Raw genomic sequence first — 21,518 nt, forward strand, 5'->3', positions numbered from 1 at the left:
TTGTGCTATGCGTGTCTTATTTGCCGGTACCCCCGATTCTGCGGTACCAGTCCTCAAATATTTGCTCGAATCCGAGCATGAAGTAGTCGGGGTACTTACTCGCCGCCCTGCCCACTCGGGCAGAGGCCGCCGGCTTTGTCCTTCTCCGGTAGCCCAAGCAGCTGAAGCAGCAGGAATCACCGTTTACACCCCCTCATCTTTGAAGGACACGCAGCAACGCCCGGATTTTGCGGCACTCAATGCCGACGTGGCAGTAGTGGTAGCCTACGGCCTGCTGATTCCCAAAGACCTACTCAATGTGTTTCCTCATGGCTGGATTAACCTCCACTATTCGCTGCTTCCTAAATGGCGCGGCGCCTCTCCCGTACAACATTCGCGTATGGCCGGGGAAGAAATCACCGGGGTCAGTATTTTCCGCATTGACGAAGGAATGGACACGGGACCGATTTTTGCGGTTGACCCTATCCGGGTTGCTCCCCAAACAACCGCCGATTTACTGTTGCAACGGCTAACCGATACCGGGATTGGTTTATTGCCACACGTTTTAGGGGCGTTGGAGGCCGGAAGGGCCAAGGCTCATCCCCAGGCCAGCGAAGGAGCCAGCTACGCACCCTTGCTACGGAAGGCAGATGCCCAGATACCTTGGGAGAAAAGTGCCGAAGAGGTCGCTAATCTGATTTGCGCCTTTACCTCCCAACCGGGAGCCTGGACAGTGCTTCCCGACGGGAAACGGCTGAGTGTCTATCCGGTGATCGAAATGAAAGACCATGACACACTGCAGCCCGGCCAGGTACTGGTTACTAAACATGAAGTCACCGTGGGAACCGGCAGCAACGATGTAAAACTCACCTTTGTGACCCCGGCTGGGAAACGGGAAATGACTGCTGACGCCTGGGGACGCGGGCAACATTATGGCGAAGAATTTTATTTTGGGTTGCCCAGCCAAAATGAGGAGAACCAGTGCGAGTAGAACGGAGCCAAAAAAAATACTCGGCGCCAAAGTCGCCTCGCCCTAACCGGCGGCGAGAACGGGGGGAATCGCGCGATCAAAACGAGCAGTGGCGTCCGCAAACTGACCGGGTACGTACCTTGGTTTTTCAGGTACTGCTGGCAGTAGAAACTAAAGATTCCTATGCTAACCTGCTGCTTCCTCCGCGGCTTACCCGCGCCCGGATTGAGGGGCGGGATGCCGGTTTTGCCACCGAACTCACCTATGGGACGCTGCGCTCTCAAGGCTACTATGACTGGTTAATCGATCAGTTTTCTTCCCGTCCGGTGGCTGCCCTAGAAAAAGAAGTATTGATTATTTTGCGGATGGGGCTACACCAGCTGCTAAATATGCGGGTACCTACTCATGCGGCGGTCAGTGAGTCGGTGAACCTCACTAAGCAGGAAGTTAATGAGGGGGCAGCCGGCCTGGTAAACGGAGTTTTACGGCAGGTAGCAAGGCTAGGAGAGGGCGAGCTGGAAGCTCGGTTAAACCGGCTTAGCCCCCAGCGCCGCCTCGCTATCAAATATTCGCATCCCGCCTGGATTATTGCCGCCTATCGCGCGGCACTTAGGGAACAAGAAAAACTAGGGGCTCAGATTCCCAGTGACGATGATTCTCTAGCGGCGTTACTGGCGGAAAATAACTGTGCCCCCTATATAAATCTGGTGGCCAGACCCGGCCTGGTTGACCGGGAGGAACTTGCAGATGCAGTGGAGGAAAACGGGCAAGACGTAGCCTATTCAACGATTAGCCCCTGGGGTTTGATTGTTTCTGGGGGCGACCCCGCTGATTTAGCAGCGGTTGCTTCCGCTCGCGCCGGGGTGGAAGATCAAGGATCCCAGCTGGTGGCAGGGCTGGCCGCGCAATACCCCCTGGAAGGTAGAGATCAAATCTGGCTAGATTTATGTGCCGGACCGGGCGGGAAAGCAGCCTTAATGGCTGCCCTGGGGCGCCAGCGCGGCGCAGAGCTAATAGCGAATGAGATCAGCGATCACCGGGCAAAACTGGTAGAGGACTCAGTTAAAGCCCTAGATAATGTGCAGGTAGTTTGTAAAGATGGCACCAAGTTTCCGCTTCGTGAAGGCGGATACGACCGGGTGCTAGTCGATGCCCCCTGCACCGGGCTAGGGGCGTTACGCCGTCACCCAGAATCTCGTTATCGCTCCCGCAATGAAACCATTCCCGATATCACCGGGCTACAGGCAAGTCTGCTGAACCGTGCCCTAGAACTTTGCCGCCCCGGCGGTCTGGTTACTTATGCCACCTGTTCCCCTCACCCGGCAGAAACCACCTTCCTAGTCCAGCGGGTCCTAAAAGAGCATCAGGACGCGCGTTTGATGGATTTATCAGAAACTTTAGAACAGCTAGTTGACGCACAATCCTGGTCTGAAGGCTTGGGCTGCGCACCTAAATACCTGCAACTATGGCCCCATATTCACAGTTCGGACGCGATGTTTGCTGTGGTGATCGCCAAAGAACAGAAAGGAAACTAATCATGGGCGTAACTATTTCTCCTTCCATTCTTAACTGCGATATCGCTAACTTAGCTAGCGAAATCAAAAAGATTACCAACGCTGACTACGCGCACGTGGACGTAATGGATAATCACTTTGTCCCTAATCTTTCCTGGGGACTGCCGGTGGTGGAAGCAGTGATCCGTCAAAACATTTTGCCGGTGGACGCACATTTGATGATTGAGGACGCTGACCGGTGGGCACCTGCCTATGCCGAGGTCGGTTGTGACTCGGTTACTTTCCATGCGGAAGCGGCAGTGGCGCCGATTCGTTTGGCGCGCGAAATTCATCGTCAAGGAGCAAAAGTGGGGATGGCACTGCGCCCGGCCACCGATATCACCCCCTATATTGAGTTACTGCCCGAAATCGATATGTTGTTGGTGATGACCGTAGAACCTGGCTTTGGAGGACAAAGTTTCCTGGAGTCTATGCTGCCAAAAATTCGGCGTACCCGCGACGCGATTTCCGCGGCGAATCTACAGGTAACTGTGCAGGTAGATGGGGGAATCAGTCGCGATACTATTGCTTTGGCTGCCGAAGCCGGGGCGGATGTGTTTGTGGCGGGCTCGGCGGTTTTCAAAGCCGAAGATGCCTATAACGAGGTAGAAGCGCTACGCCAGCTTGCTAAAGCTCACTGCTAAAAGCGCTAGCGGTTCTGCTATTAGATTCCGGCAATCCTCCTGATTTCTAGATAGGTTCCGGGGGTATCTGCTATCCGCAAGTGGAACGGCAAGGCAAGATTTTTCAAAACCAACTAACCTTAAGGCTATGAAGAGTTTTGAAGAGTTATTTGCGGAGCTGCAAGAAAAGGCGGCTACCCGTCCGGAGGGATCCGGCACCGTTCAAGAACTAGATGCCGGGGTACACGCGATCGGGAAGAAAATCGTAGAAGAGGCGGCAGAAACCTGGATGGCCGCCGAATATGAAAGCCATGATGATTTTTGTTTAGAGGTGTCCCAGCTGCTTTATCACGCCCAAGTGATGATGATTGCTAAAGGGGTCAGCCTTGAAGATGTCTACCGCAAACTCTAGGGGAAAAATGTTACGAATCGCGATTCCAAATAAAGGTGGTCTTTCGGAGCCTGCCATAAAAATGCTTTCTGAGGCCGGGTATCGCACCCGGCGACGCGGGCGGGAACTGTATATCACCGATGAAAATAACCAGGTAGAGATATTTTTTCTACGTCCCGCCGATATTGCCCAATACGTGGGTGCCGGATTTATTCAAGCTGGGATTACCGGTCGAGATTTACTGGCCGACTCGGGGGTAAAAGCACAAGAGTTATTGCCGCTAGAATTTGGAAAGTCTACTTTCCGGTTTGCGGCTCCCCAGGACACTATCAGCACCATTCAGGATTTAGAGGGCAAGCGCATCGCTACTTCCTTTGACCGAATCGTCCAGGATTATCTAGCGGGACAGCAGATAGAGGCGACTACGGTTCACCTGGAGGGGGCAGTAGAGTCTGCGGTGCGTCTGGGAGTTGCGGATGCGATCGCGGACGTAGTGGAAACCGGAAACACTTTGCGCGCTGCCGGCCTAGAAGTTTTCGGGGAGCCGCTGATGAAATCAGAGGCGGTGCTAATCGCTAATCCTCAGGCATCTAACCCCGGGCTAGAAGTTTTAAAGCAGCGTTTAAGGGGAGTGCTCAATGCCCGCAACTATGTTTTGCTGGACTACAATGTGCGCCGTGACCTGTTAGATCAGGCAGTGCGTTACACACCGGGAATATCTTCCCCTACCATTTCTTCGCTGCAAGATAGCAATTGGTTTGCAGTGCGTGCCATGTGTAAACGCTCTGAGGTTCACGGGGTGGTCGATAATCTCCACGCCCTGGGGGCAGAGGGGATCTTGGTTACCCAATTGCTATCCGCTCGGATCTAGGCAACTGCCTGGCGCGCCGGACACCGGTTTATCGCCTGAACAGTAGAGTAGCCGCGGCTCAGCGCCGCCTGGCGAGATTTCGCCGTTAGTCTTCGTCTAGAGCATTTGCGCTGCTAGACGCCCAGCAACCGCAGCTGCTAGGAAAGGCGCAGCATCTTCATCAAGAGAACGGCGCATAGTAGAAAGCCGTACCGGGCACTGACTTAATGCCTGATAGAGGCCGGCAGTTGAACATTTTTGTACCCGGTGCCGAGAACTAATCTGCTTCACCTGCGAATCCACTATCTGGGTAAAGTCACTGGTTAAAAGCGGTTTTTGCCCTTCGCCCTCATCGGTAAACTCTGGAACTGGCACCGTAATGGGAACCGGAACAAAACTGGAGATAATCCGCAGGCTGTGGTGGGATATTCCCTGGTGGCGGGGGCGTAAATCTGCTGCCGACATTCGCAGGGCGCAAATGGCTTTACCGCCCCCTAAAGCCGCTTGGGTTAAAAACGCCCCGAGGTCGAAACCGGAATACCCATAAGGGGTGCCGGAACCGGCGTTTCCAGGGCCTTGTCCCATAATCGCGATATCAGCTTTTAAAACCTGGCGGGCAGCGAGCAGGCCGGAAAAAGTGTTGATAGCCTCTAGATCACCCCCGAAGGATTGACCCGCGGTAATCACTGAATCCAGCCATCCTTTTTCGCGCAAAGTGGTAATGTTACGCGAGAAAAATGCCGGTACGGCTCCGCCATCGGTATAGATATAGACAATCTTTGCTTGGCGGTTTTCTGCTCTAATCCCGACAATGACTGCGGGGAGCTGAGAGTGTAGATCCATACCCACTACCGGCATTCCATCCAGGTTTTCTGCCTGCCGCATCTGCTCGTGGAAGGGAGATTCTTGTTCCTCAACCGAAGAAACCATGTATTGGCTGGGGGTATAGCGGGCCTTCATAATGTGACCGCCGTGAGTGGGAAGTTGGTCTTCCGGTAGGCGCCCACAAAGCGCGGTCACCAGCGCGAATCCGCCGGTACCTAGGTTTTTCTGCAGGGGCGAGCAGTCAAAACGTACTTCATCGCCTTCACTAACTTCCCCGTTCAGGGCGGGATAGTTTAAGGCGCGCAGGTTTTCCCCGGTTAAAAATTGTTTTGCGCCCGCGGGGTGAGCAGAGATCTTTACTGTAAGTTCTTGTGTAGATTCAAAGTTGCGGACAGCTTCTACGTGTCCTTCCCGTAACATCATGTCTTTATTCTAGCCAAGCGTGAGGGTGACCGCCGGGCTAATAAACAGGTAGGCTAGAGGTATGTATTGGTTTTTGTTTGCGCTTTGGACGCTGGGGATTCTAGCGGCGATTATTTGCCCGATCGTGATGTTCATCTGGCTGTTTCGCAAAGCCAATGCAACTTTCAAGGTTTTCGGGGATCAGGTAGAGGCAGTAACCGCTCCCTTGGATAACCTGGGGGAGGCTTCGCTACTTCCGGAGCTACGGCCAGCGGGAGCCAGCGGTGATCCCCAGGTACTGGCGCAGGCTCGTCAGGTTCGCGCTGAGGTGGCTGCAACTCGTCGTACTCGCCGCTATGCCCGCCTCAATGCCGCCAAACAGCGCTGGGAGAAACTGGGGCTGGTATAGGTGCCGCGAAGGCGTAAACGAAAAAAATCTGCTGCTACCGCGAGCGGAAACGATTGGGAATCTCTGTCAGCGGCGGAAAAGTTAGCAACTTTCAAACGAAACCAGATAACCGGCGAGGCGGGACGTTTCGCTGCTCGTTTCGATTTTCCTTTTGATGATTTTCAACAGCGCGCCCTGGGAGCTCTCGAGGACGGAAAATCGGTGTTGGTGGCAGCTCCTACCGGATCCGGTAAAACTTTAGTGGGGGAGTTCGCTCTTTTCTTAGCACTAAAACGGGGGGTACGAGCTTTCTATACCACTCCAATTAAGGCGCTTTCTAACCAAAAGTTTCGGGACTTTTGTGCCGCCTACGGCAGTGAAAATGTAGGGCTTTTGACCGGCGATGTTTCGGTTAATCCGGGTGCTTCCCTGGTGGTGATGACTACCGAAGTGCTGCGCAATATGCTTTACCGTCAGGACGGTCGCCTAGATGATTTAGGTTTCGTAGTCCTCGATGAGGTTCACTACCTTGCGGATCGCTACCGCGGACCGGTGTGGGAAGAAGTTATTTTGCATCTGGATCCGGCCGTGAAAGTTATCGCCTTATCTGCCACAGTTTCTAATGCTGAAGAGTTTGGACAGTGGCTTCGGCAGGTGCGCGGGGATGTTTCGATTGTGGTTTCCGAAAAGCGTCCGGTTCCGCTTTACCAGCATATGTTGGTAGGTGGGCGCCTATTTGACCTGGAAGTAAAATCTTCTGGGGGTAAAAAGAAACTTAACCCAGCGCTGCTAGCACAAACTCGACGCTTTCTGGGGGAGCCGCGGCGCGGTAGTCACACTTCTTTGCCGGCCGCAGTGGGGGAGTTAAACGCTAAAGGTCTGCTGCCAGCGATCGTTTTTATTTTTTCTCGCGCCCGTTGCTTGGAGGGGCAAAAACAACTTGTGGCAGCGGGAATAGACTTAACTACTCCGGAGGAAAAACGCCAGATTCAGGCGCGCCTCGATGAAATCAGTGAGAACATTCCCGCCGGTGACGTCTTCACCTTGGGATTCGACTCTCTGTTTGCGGGACTACTGCGCGGCATAGCGGTGCATCACGCCGGGCTGCTGCCGGTAGTTAAAGAAGCAGTCGAAAAAATGTTTGCGGCGGGTTTACTCAAAGTAGTTTTAGCGACTGAAACCTTGGCGCTGGGAATCAATATGCCTGCCCGCTCGGTAGTTATCGAATCCTTGCGTAAATGGGATGGTCACGAGTTCGTTATGCTTTCTGCGGGGCAATATACCCAGCTGACGGGGAGAGCGGGCCGACGCGGGATCGACACCTTAGGTCACGGAATCGTAATCTTCCGTCCGGGCATGGATCCGGCTATGGTGGCGGCGCTAGCTTCAAAACGCACCTACCCCTTGAAATCAGCTTTTAGCCCCACCTATAACATGGCGGTTAATCTGCTGGAGCGAGGCTCCCTCGCAGATACCCGCGATGTTCTGCGGCGCTCCTTTGCCCAGTTTCAGGCCGACCGATCGGTGGTGGGGAAGGCGCAGCAAGCAGCAGAAAAGCAACGCACAGCTGACAAAATAGTAGCCGCAAAAACTCTGGAATGCTCCTTTGGCGACATTTACGAATATGTGCGGCTTAAAAGCGAGCTAGAGGCACGTGATGCTCGCCGCGCGCAGCTGCTTGCCCGCGAGCAGGCTAGGCAGCGCAACGAACTTTTTAGTTCCCTAAAACGCGGGGATGTTTTGGCCTATCAGGATGGACGCCGCGCGCGTCATGGAATCGTGATGAAAAAATCGCATACTCGCACCGGGGAAACCACTTTGACGGTGCTTGCAGACAACGCCAAACTGCGTGATTTTTCTAGTAATACGCTCACTGGCGGCCTGGCCCTGGTGGGACAAATGTGGGTAAAAGATTACTCGGAACGTAAACCTCGCGACCGGCAACGTCTAGCTTCTAAGCTGCGGTCGGCACTTCGCGACGGCCTATTTACCGATCCGGAAACCTCCTCACAAGACCGCGCGGATGCGGCGCCTTCCCCCCTAAAACCCAAGGTTTCGACTCAGAAAACCCAGCAAAATAGGGCGCAGCTGGCTGATACCGGCCGAGAGCTAACGGAGCTCAGTGCTCTGGAGTTAACCGAGATGATCGCGGAGCATCCGGTAGCTAGCTGTCCGCATCTAAATAGCCACTTAAAGAAAGCTTCCCATTGGGCGCGCCTGGAGCGGCAGGCAGCCCGGCTGCGTAGGCGGGTTGATATTTCCGAGGGCGCCTTAGTAGACACTTTCGACCGGGTAGTGAAAGTGCTAACTCGCTTAGGCTATCTGAACAGGCAGGGTGAGGTCAGTGAATCCGGAGCGGTATTGTGCCGGATTTACAGTGAATATGACCTGCTGATTGCGCAATGCGTGCTCAAAAATGTTTTCGCGGGGCTAACTCCGGCGCAGCTGGCGGCGGCGTGTTCGGCGGCCAGTTATGAACCCCGGCGACAGGAGAGTGGGGCGCCGGTGCCTTCTCCGCTGAAGTCGGTGGTTAGCCAGATTGAGTATTTGGCAACTGAACTGCGGGAGCTGCAAACTAAGCTGAAAGCTCCCGAAATCCCGGAGGCCTCTTCTGCACTGGTGGCAGCTACTTATGCCTGGGCTCGGGGTAAACCGCTGGCGGTGGCTTTAGAGGCCGGCGATTTTGTGCGTGCTATGAAGCAACTGCTGGATGTGTTGCGACAACTAGAAATGGTGGCCAGTGTGGAAACTTCCGCTACCGCCCGGAAAGCTCAAAAATTGATTTTACGCGGAGTGGTGGCATGGTCGGACGTTTAATCAAAGGCTTTTGGGCGGTGGTGGCTGCCGCCGCCATCGCTTTAGGTTTGCTGCTGGCTTTCCCTTCTGCTTGGGGATCATATTGGCTGTGCGCTTGGTTAGCTATGGGGCTCTGGTTGCTGATCTTGCGGCGGGTACGCCGCCGCTACGCCCTGGCGATTTCCGCCCTGGCCGCCCTGATATTTTTCCTGGTGCTCTTCCGTTGGGTGTCCGTATCGCTCGGTTTTTCTACCCCTTGGATTGCGCTTGCCCTTTGTGAAACCTTGTTTTTAACCCTGTGGGCAGGGTCGGTACTGGCAGTGCGACGCTTAACTAGTCCCCTCTGGACTTTATGGACGGCGTTTTCTTTTGCCGGGATCGAGGCTTGGCGCGCCGCCTTTCCTTGGACGGGTATGCCTTGGGGAATGCTGGGATTCTCGCAGGTAGATAGCCCTATTAAGGGCTGGATACCGCTGCTGGGAGAAAACGGGATGGCTTTCTTGATGGTGGGGATACTGGCGGCGCTAGTAAGCGTCACCTGGAAAATCTCGATGCCTAATTTGGTGACTGCCGGTCTGGCGCTGCTGGTAGTGATTGCCTCGGGATCGGGTCTTCCTTCCCTTCCCAGCTCAAAAGATTCCCCAAAGCTGCAGGTAGCTGCCATGCAAGGGGGAGTGTCCTGGCCGATTGGTTCTACCTATTCCCGCCCCGGCACTATTTTGGCAGGCCATTTAGCGCAGGCGCGTAACAGTGATTTAAGCGGTACCCAACTAGTTTTATGGGGTGAGCAAGCCGCAGATATTGATCCCCGCTCGGATGCGGCATGGGGTAAGGAGCTGCGCGCTTGGCAAGCCGGGCAGCAAATCCCGCTACTTTTTGGCACCCTGGTTTACCAAGAGAAAACTACCTCTAACCAGGTGCTAAAACTGGAGGACGGCAGCTTCTCGCAGGTTTATTCCAAGCGGGAACCAGTACCTTTTGGGGAGTTCTTGCCCGCCCGTCCGGTTATTTCTAAGATCTTCCCCGAGCAGGTAAAGATGCTGCCGCGCGATATGATACCGGGGAAAAAGCCTGGTGTTGCTGCAGTTGGGGATGCTCGCGTGGGGGCGAATATCTGTTTTGAGGTGGCGCTGGATTCCCTGGTGCGCGATACGGTAAATGCGGGGGCGAACCTGCTATATTTCCCCACTAATAATTCTTCTTTCGGGTACTCTTATCAGTCCCGGCAGCAGCTGCAAATAGCTCGGTTTCGCGCCCTCGAATATGATCGCTCTTCCGCCCAGGTTGCCGTGGGGGGAGTGAGCGCCCTAGTTAATCCGGAAGGGCAGGTTTTAGCGGGGTCCGGACTGTTCCGGGCCGACACTTTGAAGGCGGCGCTGCCGCTGCGAGATACGCTTACCTTTCAGGCGCGTTTTGGCTCCGGTCTAAACGCTTTCTTCCGTTTCGGGGTGATAGTAGGGCTATTGCTAGTTGGGGGAGCTCTTATTTTCTTGAAGGTACAAAAACGTAGTTTCCAACATTTAGAAACAGCTGCCCGCAGCAGGCGAAAAGCTAACCGTAAAACTGGGCGCGGGCGCCTAAAGAGCGGTTCAAAAGGAAAAGGAAAGAAATGACAGATACGGTAATTGCCATTCCCACCTATAACGAAGCGGAAACCTTGCCGCGTCAGGTGGCGAAATTGCGCGCTGAGGTTCCGCAGGCAGATTTGGTGATTGTTGACGATAACTCTCCCGATGGTACCGGTCAGCTGGCAGAGGAGTTAGCGGCTCAAGATAGGGGAGTGAAAGTAGTGCACCGGGCAGAAAAAGCCGGGCTGGGTCCTGCCTATCTGGAAGCGTTTTCTTGGGCGGCCGAAGCCGGATACACCTGGGTGGTGCAGATGGATGCGGATGGTTCCCATCGGGTGCGAGATTTGAAAAAACTGCTGGCGCGTCGGCTGTGGCCAAGTGAGCCGGATTTAGTGATTGGTTCCCGTTGGATTAGGGGAGGGCGCCTGCAGGGCTGGTCCCGGCTCCGAGAAGCGCTTTCGCGGGCAGGTAATGCCTATATCGGAGCCTGGCTGCGTCTAGGCATCGGGGATGCTACCGCCGGTTTTCGGGTTTACCGACTAGACTTCCTTAGTCGCCTGGGGCTGGAGGATCTGGATTCCCGGGGATATTGCTTTCAGATTGATATGACCCGCCGCGCGGTGAGAGCCGGGGGCAAGATTGTGGAAGTGCCGATTACTTTTCAAGAACGGGCTGCCGGAGCCTCTAAAATGTCCAGTGCCATTATTTTGGAGGCCCTAGCTAAAGTTACCCGTTGGGGACTAAGCGACCTGATAAAAGACCAGAAATAACCCTGGCTACCGGGTATCTTTCAGGCGTCTTAGCTGTAGTGTACTCCGTCCATTAGTGCTCCGGAGTGAAGTACCTCTAGCTGCTCTTCTAGCAGTTCCTGCAGTTCTTCTTCACTGCGGCGCTCCAAGAGCATATCCCAGTGGGTGCGCTGGGGGCGTACTGGTTTCGCGTCCTCTTCTACGGCCGGTTCTTCGTATTGCAGTTCCCCCATTTCACCGCATTTGCATTCCCACTCGGCGGGAGCGGGAACTTCCGCGGCAAAGGTCATGTGGAAACGGTGTCCCTGGGGGCAAATGTAGAGGCTTTCGCGTCTTTCCGCGAATACTACGCCGTCCTCTGTCTCTAGGCTCTTTGAACCGATACTTGTTCCGCGTAGTGCGCGCTCTGCCATAGTAAAACCCTTCCTTGCCACCTGTGCTAGCTACCCAGCAAATACCGCCCTATTCTAACAGGTGGCTTCGCACAGTTCGACTTTTATTCTCTGCAGCTTGCTGAACCGATTATTGAAAATCGTATTAGGAACGTACCCGTGCTAGAGACCGCTTAGCCGCAGCAACTACATGCTCACTGTCTAGTCCGTAGTGCGCAAATAGCTCAGCGGCAGCGCCTGGCAGACCGAAGTCATCTAAACCAATACTTTCTCCATTGTCTCCAACTAGGTCGCGCCAAGGATCGACCAAACCAGCCTCAATCGAAACTCTGGCCTTGACCGCTGAAGGAAGTACCTGTTCGCGATAGGCAGCATCTTGCGCCTTAAACCATTCCATACAGGGAACCGACACTACCCGGGCAGCAATCGATTCCTTCGCCAGCGCAGCACGTGCCTCGAGGGCGCATTGCACCTCGGATCCTGAAGCCAGCAAGATTACCTCCGGCTCGCCCTCGCTATCAGCGAGAACATAAGCACCCTTGCTGACATTCTTGGCGCTGGCCAAAGCATCAGCTCCGGCGCCTTCCATATCTTCGCGCTGATATACGGGCAGAGCTTGGCGGGTTAAAATCAGGCCAGCCGGACCGTGCTGACGCAAAACTGCCAGCCACGCCGCCGCGGTTTCATTAGCATCCATAGGACGCACCATCGCCAGATTAGGGATAGCGCGGTAGGCGCTTAAATGCTCTACCGGCTGGTGGGTGGGACCGTCCTCGCCAACTCCAATGGAATCGTGGGTCCACACATAGGTGACCGGGATATTCATTAGAGCGGCCAGGCGCACAGCACCCCGCATATAGTCGCTGAACACAAAGAAGGTACCCCCGAATACTCGGGTGAGTCCGTCAATGGCGATGCCATTCATAATCCCGCCCATGCCGTGTTCGCGCACCCCAAAGTGCAGCACCCGACCAAAGGGGTTCCCTTTCCACATATCAGTTTGTGCGGATTCCGGAATAAAGCTGTCCGCACCGGCAATCGTAGTGTTATTGGAACCAGCTAGGTCGGCGGAACCACCCCAATATTCGGGCATGACTGCTCCGATTGCGGAAATAACTTTTCCAGAGGCCGCCCTGGTAGCCAGGGATTCTCCGGCGGGAAATACCGGTAGCGCTTCCTCGATACCTTCGGGAAGTTTACCAGCTAAAATCCGTTCTAAGAGCTTACTCTTGTCCGGGTTTGTTTGTTTCCATTGTTCAAAGCGGGGATCCCAATCGCCATGAGCTGCCTGAGCGCGCGCAGCCGCATTGTCCCGAGCATGCTGGAGCGCTTCTTGATCAACAGCAAACATTTTCTCGGGATCCATACCCAGAGCTTCTTTTAATCCTTTTAGTTCAGTTTCACCCAGCTTCGCACCGTGAATAGCGCCAGTGTTCTGCATAGTGGGCGAAGGCCAGCCGATAATCGTGCGCAAAGCGATAATCGAAGGACGGTGCTTTTCTGCCTTGGCGGCATTTATAGCCTGGTCAAGGGCATCTACATCTTCACGGTAGCTGCCGTCTTCCTGCAACCAATTGACCCGTTGGGTATGCCAACCATAGGACTGATAGCGGGCAAGCACGTCCTCTTGGAAGGAAACGTCGGTATCGTCCTCAATAGAAATATGGTTATCATCCCAAATCACAATCAGGTTACCCAGGTCTTGTACGCCTGCCAGCGAAGAAACTTCTCCCGAAATTCCTTCTTGTAAACAGCCGTCACCAGCAATTACGTAAATATTGTGGTCAAAAGGACTTTCACCTAGGGGAGTATCTGGATCCAACATCCCGTGCGCACGCCGCGATGCCATCGCAAACCCTACGGCAGCGGCAAATCCGGAGCCCAGCGGCCCGGTAGTTACCTCTACGCCCTTGGTGTGACGGTATTCGGGGTGACCGGGAGTGTAGGAGTTGAAGGTGCGGAATTTCTTTAGATCTTCCAGCTCCATACTTTGACCGGCTAGATACAGTTGAAGATATTGCAGCAAGGAGGCATGCCCGGCTGAAAGCACGAAGCGATCGCGCCCTAACCAATCGGAATCTTGAGGATCGAAACGCAAGTGACGCTGATACAGCAAGTAGGCGACCGCTGCTAGGGATATCGGAGTTCCCGGGTGTCCGCTACCGGCTTTTTCTACTGCATCGCCGGATAATGCTTTCGCCATATTAACTGCGCGCTGATCAAGTTCATTCCAATCGGTAGCCATTTTTGTTCCTTCTAACCTCGGTTTACTTGGGAATATATCTTGCCTCCTATGCTAGCAGTTTTCTCAGAGAGGGATGCGGCTATGAATTATTTTTTATAAAGCGCTACCGATTTTAGATTTTCCTCGAAACCGCAATCCGATAATGTACATTATGTCAACTAAAGGGTATGGAGACGAACCTGCCCCCATCCCCTCCCACACGTGTTACTTCCAGCCGTTTTGAGTTTGCGGGCTCCAAGGGTTTGAATTGCAAGCGAAGTTCTTCCCGATTACTAATAAGGAGAGTTTGCACCATGGCAGCTGATGAGCCGCTGAACCCACCGCTAAAGGCTTTAGGTGATTCCCTAGAAGCCGAAATAAAGCTAAAAGATATAAAGAAACACCCGGTTAATCAGGTACCTTCGGCTCCGCGGACTGCGCTGCTCTCAGTGCAGCATGTGCTGGCGTTTTACGCCGGTGCGGTGGTCGTTCCTTTGATTGTCGCCGGCGGACTTAAACTTGATGCGGCCACCACGGTGCACCTAATTAACGCTGACTTGTTCACTTGCGGAATCGCTACCCTGATTCAGTCAATTGGTTTTTGGCGTATCGGAGTCCGTCTGCCGATTGTGCAAGGGGTAACCACGATGGCGATCTCTCCAATGATCGCTATTGGGCTGGCAGTAAATCAAAACGGCGGCACCGAGGTACTGCCCACTATTTATGGTGCGGTTATCGTAGCCGGGCTATTTACCTTCTTCGCGGCTCCACTCTTTGCCAAACTGATCCGCTTTTTCCCGCCACTGGTGATCGGGATTGTACTGACCACTATGGGCACCACCTTGTTGGGAGTATCCGCCGCCGACGTTATCGGACGAGTTGACGAACAGGTACCACCGATGCCGATAACTTTGCGTTCTCTAGCCTATGGCCTGGGAACTTTAGCGATAATCGTATTAATCCAACGTTTCTTTAAAGGCTTTATGGGAACTCTGGCCGTTCTTGCGGGCCTAGTAATCGGTACCGGCGTGGCGGCTGCGCTGGGCGATACCTCGTTTAGTGAAGTAGGTAAATCCTCTTGGGTAGCGGTCACTACCCCGTTCTATTTCGGCTGGCCACAGTTCTCTTTAACCGCCTGTATCTCCATGATCGTAGTAATGCTACTGACCATGGTAGAAACCACCGGTGACGTCTTTGCCACCGGCGAAATCGTGGGCAAACGCATCGGAAAAGAAGAAATTACTGCAGCCTTGCGTGCAGATGGTCTTTCCACAACTTTGGGGGGAATTTTGAACTCTTTCCCCTACACCTGTTTCGCACAAAACATTGGTTTAGTGCGCCTGACCAAAGTGCATTCTCGCTGGGTAGTAGCGTGTGCTGGCGGAATTATGATCATTTTGGGAGTTATTCCCAAAGCGGGCGCTATCGTAGCCTCGATCCCCTCTCCGGTTCTAGGCGGAGCCTCTATGGCTTTATTTGCCAACTTAACCTTAGTGGGGATTCAAACCTTATCCCGAGTTGACCTGTCAGATACCCGCAGCGGGATTATTCTGACCACTTCGATCGCGCTGGCCATGCTAGTTTCCTTCAAACCAGCAATCGCGGATGCCTTCCCCGCCTGGGCACACATTTTCTTTGCCTCGGGAGTCACCCTGGGCTCAATCAGCGCCATCCTACTCAACCTCCTATTCTTCCACGTAGGGCCGCGATCTAAGGGCGAGGACGTGGCGCTGGGTACTACCGGCAAACGGCGTTCACTACGGGCAGTTAATAAAATGAGCTCCGAGGAGTTTGTAAATACATTTGCCCGCTTGTTTAATGGGGTAACTTGGCCACTGCAGGCAGCTGCGGAGATGCGTCCTTTCCGGGATGTAGGCGAACTTAAAGAGGCGTTGCAAGATGCGGTAATGGTTGCGGATAAAGAGGCTCAAGACCAGCTAATCGCTTCCTATCCGGATGTAACTACCATGTTGACCGCCAGTGAAAGCGAAGCCAAAGAAATTTCGCAGGACGTGGGATCTTTGGCTTTGGGGCAGCTCACGGAAGAACAAAAAGCACAGCTACACACGCTGGAAAGTTCCTACCATGAAAAGTTCAACCTGCCCCTAGTGGCACTGCTTTCACGGATGGATAGCGTGGACGCGATTATTAAGGACGGGGTTCACCGCCTAGAAAACTCGCCGCGGCACGAACGGGTAGTCGCCCTAGGACAGGTGGTAGAGGTAATCAATGATCGCCTAGAGATTATGATGGCGGACGCCAACCCCATCCGTTCGGCTTGGAGCCGCAAGTTCGAGCAACTCGACTAAAGCGGCAGCAAACGGCTAGTTAACCTGGCCTACCGGGGATGCAGAAGTATCCCAAGTCGGATCGAACCCACCCGGGGTTGTCCATACCCGGGTGGGAAGCTCCCCCGGCAGGTATTGGTTGTTTTCCGAACAGAAGATCGGACCGGCAGGATCGGTAGTTTGCATCTGTGCGCGATAGTCGCGCAGAGCCCCAACTGCCCATTTTCCAAGGAAAATCAAAGCCACCAGGTTAACCAGCGCCATTAGCGCCGTCGCCCAGTCAGCGATCGACCACACCGATTTCAAGGGCAGTATCGCCCCAATCGCGGTAGACGCGATTACCAGCAGCTTTAAGGGCAAAGCCGAGCGGTCCACTCCCACGATGAACTTGTAGTTAGTTTCTGCGTAAGTGTAGTTCCCCAAGATAGTGGAATAGCCGAAGCAAACCATCATTATCATCACGAATACAAACACCACGGTTTGGGTGGTGTTATTAGAACCTAGAGATGTCACTATCGAATCCATAGTGAGCACTGCCCCATCGTCATGACTGTGTTTGTCCCAGAAAGGTACCGACATCAAAATAATGAAGGCGGTGGAGGTACATACCAGCATGGTGTCTACGAATACCCCCAAGGCTTGAATCATGCCTTGAGTGGCGGGGTGGCGCACGGTGGCGATAGCCGCGGCATTAGGAGCGGACCCCATCCCGGCCTCATTGGTAAACAGGCCGCGTTTAGTGCCGGTAGTGATCGCGGCAATGAACGCTCCCCCGGCTCCGGCAACTGCCGGCGGCATATAGGTGTTTGACTGTCCGAAAGCTCCCATAAAAATTTCCCGGAAAACAAAGGGAATCCGCTCGTAGTTCAGGACAATCACCAAGATGCCCATCCCTACATAGAGCAGCGCCATCGCGGGTGCCAAGTATTCGGAGAATTGAGCGATTTTACGTACCCCACCGACTACTAGCGGCAAGGTTAACAGCACCAGAATCAGGGCGCTTGCCCAGACCGGGAAACCGAGATATTCCGAGTTTGCCAGCTGAGAAATTGAGTTAGCTTGGATCATTTCGAAGCTAAATCCATAGGCGAAGATTAGTAGCACCGCGAATACGATTCCCCAGGTGCGCGAGCCTAGGCCGCGTTGGATATAGAAGGCAGGACCTCCTCTAAAAGTGCCATCCCCATTGCGTACTTTGAACATTTGCGCCAAGGTCGCCTCTACGAAAGCAGTGGCCATCCCCACCACGGCCACTACCCACATCCAGAAAACTGAACCGGGACCCCCGGCAACGACCGCCAAGGCGACACCGGTAATCGAGCCGGTGCCTACCCTATCGGCAAGCCCAATCGCAAAAGCCTGGAAGGAAGAAACCCCGCCTTCGGAACCTCCCCGGGAGCGAGTAATCACTTTAAGCATGTGAGCAAACATGGTTACCTGCATGCCTTTAGTACGGACTGTGAGCCAGATGCCCACCCCCAGCAGGGTCACCATTAACAGCCAGACCACCGAGTTGGCGTAGGCGGTATCTAACAGTCCCGAGATAGTTTCATTCCACTGGTCAAAGGCACTTAAAGAATCTTTGGCGGCCAGTATCGACATAAGTTAACTCCTTCGATTACACGGCGGCAGGGGCATCATTTCAGTGGCTTCGGCACCCATTGAGTGCGAGAAGATTCCCTCCCCGTGGGCAGTAGCCCGAAACTTTTTTTAATATACTCGCGAATTTGCTCAGGGAAAAAATTTTGTTTGCTGTCCGTCAGACAGATACTTCTTAATGGGAGCAGACAAAAAGCAAGTCTCGGGTTTCAGTAAGGACGCATCCGACAAGCAAGAAGTTAAGAACGACAGTGACACCTTCCAGGAAGTGCCTCCCCGTAGCAGTAACCACAGCAGGCTGGCGTAAACATTGGGGTTTACACCAGCCTGCCTTGAAATATTCTATTTTTAACCCTAGCTGCAGCTAGCAGCGTTTTTTAGTTCATATCGTCCAGTTTTTCTTGATGGGCGCTCATAATCCGCCTTTCGTCGCGGCCGACGATTGCGAACAGCAAGACCGTCAGCACCGAGAACGCGATGAACACCATAAAGGTTACGTTCCAACCAAAGTGGTGAACCAGGATTCCTACTCCAGTGGAAGCCAAGGTAGCCCCCAGTAGGTAACCGAAAAGTCCGGTAAAACCGGCGGCGGTACCCGCCACGTTCCGAGGCGACAGGTCAATGGCCTGCAGACCAATCAGCATTACCGGCCCGTAGATCAGACCGCCGATTAGCGCCACCAGCAGGATCAATACCCACATAGGGGTGCCTTGGGGAGCTAGCCAGTAGCCCAGGATTGCTAGCGCGGTGCAGATAGTAAAGAAAATTCCTGCACCGGAGCGATACCCCTTGAACACTTTGTCGGACATCCATCCGCAAAGCAAAGTTCCCACAATGCCCGCGATTTCGTAGGCGAAGATACCGGCCAGACCGGAACCGATTTCAGCGTGATGCTTTTCGTGCATATACACGGTAATCCAGTTGAGTACCCCGTAACGCAAGGCATATACGAACACATTGGCCACTGCCAACATCACAATGGTGCGGTTAGTGAGCACGTGTTTGAAAATCATATCTTTGGCAGAGATTTTCTCGCCGTCATGTACTTCCACTTTGGCGGGGTCATTGCGATATTCCTCAATCGGAGGAAGCCCCTGTGAAACCGGGGTGTCCCGAATCAGGAGGAAACCGATGAACGCTACCACCAGCGCAACTACCGCCGGTAGCCAGAATGCTGAGCGCCAGTCATTGGCAGTCCAGGCCAAACCGATACCGACTAGCGTCGGCAGCAGGGCACCGCCCACATTGTGGGCTGTGTTCCAAATCGAGGTGACAGTACCGCGCTCATTGGTAGAGAACCAGTGCACCAATACCCGCCCGCAAGGCGGCCACCCCATGCCTTGAAACCACCCGTTAATAAACATTACGGTGGCGAAGATTCCCACCGAAGCAGTTACCCAAGGCACGAAGGCTACTACCAGGTTGGTGCAGGCCGATAGGGCGAGACCGATCACCAGGAAGTAGCGAGCATTGGAACGGTCAGAGATCATTGCGGAGAAGAACTTGGATAATCCGTAGGCAAAAAGTACCGCGTTAGCGATAATCCCTACCCCGACCTTGTCGATGCCAGTGTCATCCATCAACAAAGGGGCAATCGAAGCAATGTTATTTCTAATCAGGTAAAAGCCCGCATAGCCGATAAAAATTCCCATGAACACTTGTAGGCGCAGACGTCGAAAAACGTGCTCGACTTTTTCTTTCGGTACTTTAGGCCCTGGCCCCGGTGCTTTTAGCCAAGAAAAGCCTTTTGACGATGCCATTTTCCACTCCCTTGTGTTCTAGGCGATTACAAGTCGCTTCATTGGAAACTTACGAAGTCTATTGTTCCAGTTAATTGGTAAAAGCGAGCCGTATTCGAGGTAACTAAAGATAACAAAGTTGTTACCGACAAATAAGTGTTAGCTCCCTAGATTTTCCAAGAAATCGCCGCTACCCGGCGTTTCGCCGCGCGCGGGCAGCCGCTAGTTCATCGGGAACTCTTAGCTGTTCCTTAGCTGACTCCACCGGCAGTTCTGCCAGGGTGCCTTCGATTTCTCGCCATACGCGTCCGACTGCAATCCCGAATACGCCCTGTCCCCCTTGTACCAGGTCGATTACCTCGTCGGTGGAGGTGCATTCATAAACGGAGGCACCATCGGACATTAGGGTGATAGAAGAAAGGGAGTCCACGCCCCGTTTAGAGAGAGCATCGACTGCCACTCGAATCTGTTGTAGGGAAACACCCGTATCTAGCAGGCGTTTGACAATTTTCAGTACCAAAATATCGCGGAAGGAGTAGAGGCGGTGCGAACCTGAACCTTTAGCCGATCGAATGGTGGGTTCCACCAGACCGGTGCGTGCCCAATAGTCGAGTTGCCGGTAGGTTATCCCCGCTGCTTTGCAGGCAATAGGGCCGCGATAGCCGGTTTCGGTATCCAGATCCGCTAAGGTATCTCCAAATAACATGCCTTGCGAACGCTGCGGGCGCGGCTGCCTATCCATGGACAACTCCCTGACGATTGATTTAACTACTGTCTTAACGGTATTTTCTTTAGCCTTGCCGGTCAAGAACCATTTACGGAAAGTCTAAAGCTTTACTTGAGGTTTAATTCAGTTTTTCTGCAGAAACCCGCACCATCTGTAAAAACATTTGGGCAGCGGCTTCGGAAAGTTCTCGCGTTTCCGATAGGTGTCGCGCCTTGGCCACTGAGGAGGCGCGGTAGCTGACCGGAGTGGCTGCCCTTTCTACCAAATCTAGTAAACGAAGTGCAGAAGTTTTTAGGAAACGCAGCTGGCGGGGAGGAATCCCCTGCTCTACCAAAATACTGGCCAGCTTAACGATCTGGTGGCTGCGAGCAGGAAAACGTCCCGAAAGATCTGGGGAAACCAGACCGGCCTGCACAAAAGTATCTAGTTCTTCAGTGGAAAGTCCGCTTAAATCTAAAAGTTCCCGGGTCGTAAGCGCTCCATCCGCAGCTGAAGAAGCCACCAATTGCCCTTCGGAGGCCACCAGCCGCGCGGCTTTTTGCTCTGGTTGCACTTCGCTTAGGCTGCGGCCAGCATCTAACTGCGCCAAGTTTTCCCGAATAACCCGCAGGGGCATAAAAGAATCGCGTTGGCTAGTAAGGCAGTAGCGCACCCTCTCGATATCTGCGGCGGAGTATTTGCGGTATCCCGAGGCGGTGCGAGCAGGCGATACAATCCCCTGTTCTTCTAAGAAACGCAGCTTGGAGACAGAAATAGTGGGAAACTCGCCCTTTACCTGTTCAACTACTTTCCCGATAGAAAATACCGGCTTAGCCGAAACGCCCGGAGGCCAGGCTTGGGGGGTAGCTTCTGGCACCGAGCGACGCTGCGCCGCTCCCGTTTGCAACCTTATGAGTCCTTCCGCGAAGAGTAGTAAACCATTCGGTACTTGCCGATCTGGACTATGTCTCCGGTTTTTAGTTGAGCAGAATCTACCCGTTCGCGGTTCACGTAGGTGCCGTTAAGAGAACCGGCATCGCGCATAACATAACCGGTGCCTTCGCGAACAAAGATGGCGTGTTTGCGGGAAACGGTCACGTCATCTAAGAAAATATCGCATTTGGGTTTGCGCCCTACCGAAACTTTCTCGGCGTTAAGCAGGAAACGGGCTCCCAGATTCGGTCCGCGCACTACCACTAGCAGAGCCGATCCTTCGGGAAGCTGCGCAATCGTGTTGCGAGCATCTTCCGACAGGGAACTGTTACCCGGCAGATCATCATCCCTGATAGCACCAATAATGGCGGTGGTTAAGGGATCTGCCACGTCGTTTTCGCTCATGGAGTCCTCCTCTTACTAGCTTCCTGTATCGCTCATTCCGGCGAGCGTTTCAATGTTAGCGCAAAAAAAGTTTAGGCTCACCGGTTTATCACATCCTGGTAACGAAATTTTTGGGGCAAAAAACAGTCTAGGCGCTGC

The 21,518-nt window shown here is 53.8% G+C and carries 19 protein-coding genes; 11 read left to right on the forward strand and 8 right to left on the reverse strand.

The features are described from left to right. The first annotated feature begins 7 nt into the window (after positions 1 to 7). The 5 genes from fmt (at position 8) to hisG (ending at position 4,387) form a co-directional block, all read left to right on the forward strand. A complete protein-coding gene (gene fmt / locus KO216_RS04895) occupies positions 8 to 970 on the forward strand; it encodes a methionyl-tRNA formyltransferase (RefSeq protein WP_215523168.1) in 963 nt (320 codons plus the stop codon). Next, on the forward strand, positions 961 to 2,484 hold the full coding sequence (locus tag KO216_RS04900; RefSeq protein ID WP_215523169.1) for an RsmB/NOP family class I SAM-dependent RNA methyltransferase: 1,524 nt from the start codon (positions 961 to 963) through the stop codon (positions 2,482 to 2,484). The genes fmt and KO216_RS04900 overlap by 10 nt, the downstream gene beginning before the upstream one ends. A gap of 2 nt (positions 2,485 to 2,486) precedes the next feature. Continuing rightward, positions 2,487 to 3,146 carry a ribulose-phosphate 3-epimerase gene (gene rpe, locus KO216_RS04905; protein WP_215523170.1) on the forward strand — a complete coding sequence of 220 codons (660 nt, stop codon included), beginning with the start codon at positions 2,487 to 2,489 and terminating at the stop codon, positions 3,144 to 3,146. Between the two features lie 127 nt (positions 3,147 to 3,273). Beyond that, positions 3,274 to 3,537, forward strand: coding sequence for a phosphoribosyl-ATP diphosphatase (locus tag KO216_RS04910; RefSeq protein WP_215523171.1), 264 nt, complete (start codon positions 3,274 to 3,276; stop codon positions 3,535 to 3,537). 7 nt (positions 3,538 to 3,544) lie between these two features. Continuing rightward, complete coding sequence (gene hisG / locus KO216_RS04915; protein WP_215523172.1) at positions 3,545 to 4,387, forward strand: ATP phosphoribosyltransferase; 843 nt, start codon at positions 3,545 to 3,547, stop codon at positions 4,385 to 4,387. A 96-nt stretch (positions 4,388 to 4,483) separates the two neighbouring features. Here the strand turns inward: hisG and KO216_RS04920 are convergent, their stop codons facing one another. After that, positions 4,484 to 5,614, reverse strand: a complete 1,131-nt coding sequence (locus KO216_RS04920; protein ID WP_215523173.1) for a DUF3866 family protein — start codon at positions 5,612 to 5,614, stop codon at positions 4,484 to 4,486. 61 nt (positions 5,615 to 5,675) lie between these two features. Between KO216_RS04920 and KO216_RS04925 the strand changes: the two genes are divergently transcribed. The 4 genes from KO216_RS04925 to KO216_RS04940 are packed head-to-tail and all read left to right on the forward strand — an operon-like array spanning position 5,676 to position 11,115. Continuing rightward, complete coding sequence (locus KO216_RS04925) at positions 5,676 to 6,002, forward strand: hypothetical protein (protein ID WP_215523174.1); 327 nt, start codon at positions 5,676 to 5,678, stop codon at positions 6,000 to 6,002. Next, the gene (locus tag KO216_RS04930) at positions 6,003 to 8,798 is read left to right on the forward strand and encodes a DEAD/DEAH box helicase (protein ID WP_215523175.1); all 2,796 of its coding nucleotides are present in this window, start codon (positions 6,003 to 6,005) and stop codon (positions 8,796 to 8,798) included. Next, positions 8,783 to 10,390 carry an apolipoprotein N-acyltransferase gene (gene lnt / locus KO216_RS04935; RefSeq protein ID WP_215523176.1) on the forward strand — a complete coding sequence of 536 codons (1,608 nt, stop codon included), beginning with the start codon at positions 8,783 to 8,785 and terminating at the stop codon, positions 10,388 to 10,390. Before KO216_RS04930 ends, lnt begins: the two co-directional genes overlap by 16 nt. Continuing rightward, the gene (locus KO216_RS04940; protein WP_215523177.1) at positions 10,387 to 11,115 is read left to right on the forward strand and encodes a polyprenol monophosphomannose synthase; all 729 of its coding nucleotides are present in this window, start codon (positions 10,387 to 10,389) and stop codon (positions 11,113 to 11,115) included. The genes lnt and KO216_RS04940 overlap by 4 nt, the downstream gene beginning before the upstream one ends. Before the next feature lie 29 nt (positions 11,116 to 11,144). Here KO216_RS04940 and KO216_RS04945 read toward each other — a convergent pair whose 3' ends face one another. Both KO216_RS04945 and tkt read right to left on the reverse strand, forming a co-directional pair. Next, a complete protein-coding gene (locus KO216_RS04945; RefSeq protein WP_215523178.1) occupies positions 11,145 to 11,507 on the reverse strand; it encodes an RNA polymerase-binding protein RbpA in 363 nt (120 codons plus the stop codon). A 124-nt stretch (positions 11,508 to 11,631) separates the two neighbouring features. Beyond that, the gene (gene tkt, locus KO216_RS04950; RefSeq protein ID WP_215523179.1) at positions 11,632 to 13,731 is read right to left on the reverse strand and encodes a transketolase; all 2,100 of its coding nucleotides are present in this window, start codon (positions 13,729 to 13,731) and stop codon (positions 11,632 to 11,634) included. Positions 13,732 to 14,024: 293 nt separating this feature from the next. On the opposite strand from tkt, the gene KO216_RS04955 reads away from it, so the two are divergent. Further along, positions 14,025 to 16,019, forward strand: a complete 1,995-nt coding sequence (locus tag KO216_RS04955; RefSeq protein WP_215523180.1) for a solute carrier family 23 protein — start codon at positions 14,025 to 14,027, stop codon at positions 16,017 to 16,019. A 15-nt stretch (positions 16,020 to 16,034) separates the two neighbouring features. On the opposite strand, the gene KO216_RS04960 is transcribed toward KO216_RS04955, so the two are convergent. Continuing rightward, positions 16,035 to 17,600, reverse strand: a complete 1,566-nt coding sequence (locus KO216_RS04960; RefSeq protein ID WP_215523181.1) for an alanine/glycine:cation symporter family protein — start codon at positions 17,598 to 17,600, stop codon at positions 16,035 to 16,037. A 175-nt stretch (positions 17,601 to 17,775) separates the two neighbouring features. On the opposite strand from KO216_RS04960, the gene KO216_RS04965 reads away from it, so the two are divergent. Then, a complete protein-coding gene (locus tag KO216_RS04965; RefSeq protein WP_309547278.1) occupies positions 17,776 to 17,904 on the forward strand; it encodes a hypothetical protein in 129 nt (42 codons plus the stop codon). 70 nt (positions 17,905 to 17,974) lie between these two features. On the opposite strand, the gene KO216_RS04970 is transcribed toward KO216_RS04965, so the two are convergent. From KO216_RS04970 to KO216_RS04985, 4 genes are all read right to left on the reverse strand, one after another. Further along, positions 17,975 to 19,357, reverse strand: a complete 1,383-nt coding sequence (locus KO216_RS04970; protein WP_215523182.1) for an MFS transporter — start codon at positions 19,355 to 19,357, stop codon at positions 17,975 to 17,977. A gap of 169 nt (positions 19,358 to 19,526) precedes the next feature. Continuing rightward, entirely contained in the window at positions 19,527 to 20,078 is a 552-nt protein-coding gene (locus KO216_RS04975; RefSeq protein ID WP_215523183.1) for a MerR family transcriptional regulator, read from the reverse strand. A 103-nt stretch (positions 20,079 to 20,181) separates the two neighbouring features. After that, entirely contained in the window at positions 20,182 to 20,949 is a 768-nt protein-coding gene (gene ftsR, locus KO216_RS04980; RefSeq protein WP_309547279.1) for a transcriptional regulator FtsR, read from the reverse strand. Positions 20,950 to 20,951: 2 nt separating this feature from the next. After that, the gene (locus KO216_RS04985) at positions 20,952 to 21,380 is read right to left on the reverse strand and encodes an FHA domain-containing protein (protein ID WP_215523185.1); all 429 of its coding nucleotides are present in this window, start codon (positions 21,378 to 21,380) and stop codon (positions 20,952 to 20,954) included. Positions 21,381 to 21,518: the final 138 nt, after the last annotated feature.

The sequence above is a fragment of the Varibaculum prostatecancerukia genome (assembly GCF_943169825.2).
In the GTDB taxonomy this organism is placed as follows: Bacteria; Actinomycetota; Actinomycetes; order Actinomycetales; family Actinomycetaceae; genus Varibaculum; species Varibaculum prostatecancerukia.

Bases quoted from the DNA above. Each gene is read 5' to 3' on its own strand.
- KO216_RS04965 (WP_309547278.1), top strand. From the start codon at position 17,776: ATGGGAGCAGACAAAAAGCAAGTCTCGGGTTTCAGTAAGGACGCATCC.
- KO216_RS04960 (WP_215523181.1), bottom strand. From the start codon at position 17,600: ATGTCGATACTGGCCGCCAAAGATTCTTTAAGTGCCTTTGACCAGTGG.
- KO216_RS04940 (WP_215523177.1), top strand. From the start codon at position 10,387: ATGACAGATACGGTAATTGCCATTCCCACCTATAACGAAGCGGAAACC.
- KO216_RS04975 (WP_215523183.1), bottom strand. From the start codon at position 20,078: ATGGATAGGCAGCCGCGCCCGCAGCGTTCGCAAGGCATGTTATTTGGA.
- KO216_RS04985 (WP_215523185.1), bottom strand. From the start codon at position 21,380: ATGAGCGAAAACGACGTGGCAGATCCCTTAACCACCGCCATTATTGGT.
- lnt (WP_215523176.1), top strand. From the start codon at position 8,783: ATGGTCGGACGTTTAATCAAAGGCTTTTGGGCGGTGGTGGCTGCCGCC.
- KO216_RS04945 (WP_215523178.1), bottom strand. From the start codon at position 11,507: ATGGCAGAGCGCGCACTACGCGGAACAAGTATCGGTTCAAAGAGCCTA.
- rpe (WP_215523170.1), top strand. From the start codon at position 2,487: ATGGGCGTAACTATTTCTCCTTCCATTCTTAACTGCGATATCGCTAAC.
- KO216_RS04920 (WP_215523173.1), bottom strand. From the start codon at position 5,614: ATGATGTTACGGGAAGGACACGTAGAAGCTGTCCGCAACTTTGAATCT.
- KO216_RS04955 (WP_215523180.1), top strand. From the start codon at position 14,025: ATGGCAGCTGATGAGCCGCTGAACCCACCGCTAAAGGCTTTAGGTGAT.
- tkt (WP_215523179.1), bottom strand. From the start codon at position 13,731: ATGGCTACCGATTGGAATGAACTTGATCAGCGCGCAGTTAATATGGCG.
- fmt (WP_215523168.1), top strand. From the start codon at position 8: ATGCGTGTCTTATTTGCCGGTACCCCCGATTCTGCGGTACCAGTCCTC.
- KO216_RS04925 (WP_215523174.1), top strand. From the start codon at position 5,676: ATGTATTGGTTTTTGTTTGCGCTTTGGACGCTGGGGATTCTAGCGGCG.
- hisG (WP_215523172.1), top strand. From the start codon at position 3,545: ATGTTACGAATCGCGATTCCAAATAAAGGTGGTCTTTCGGAGCCTGCC.
- KO216_RS04910 (WP_215523171.1), top strand. From the start codon at position 3,274: ATGAAGAGTTTTGAAGAGTTATTTGCGGAGCTGCAAGAAAAGGCGGCT.
- KO216_RS04970 (WP_215523182.1), bottom strand. From the start codon at position 19,357: ATGGCATCGTCAAAAGGCTTTTCTTGGCTAAAAGCACCGGGGCCAGGG.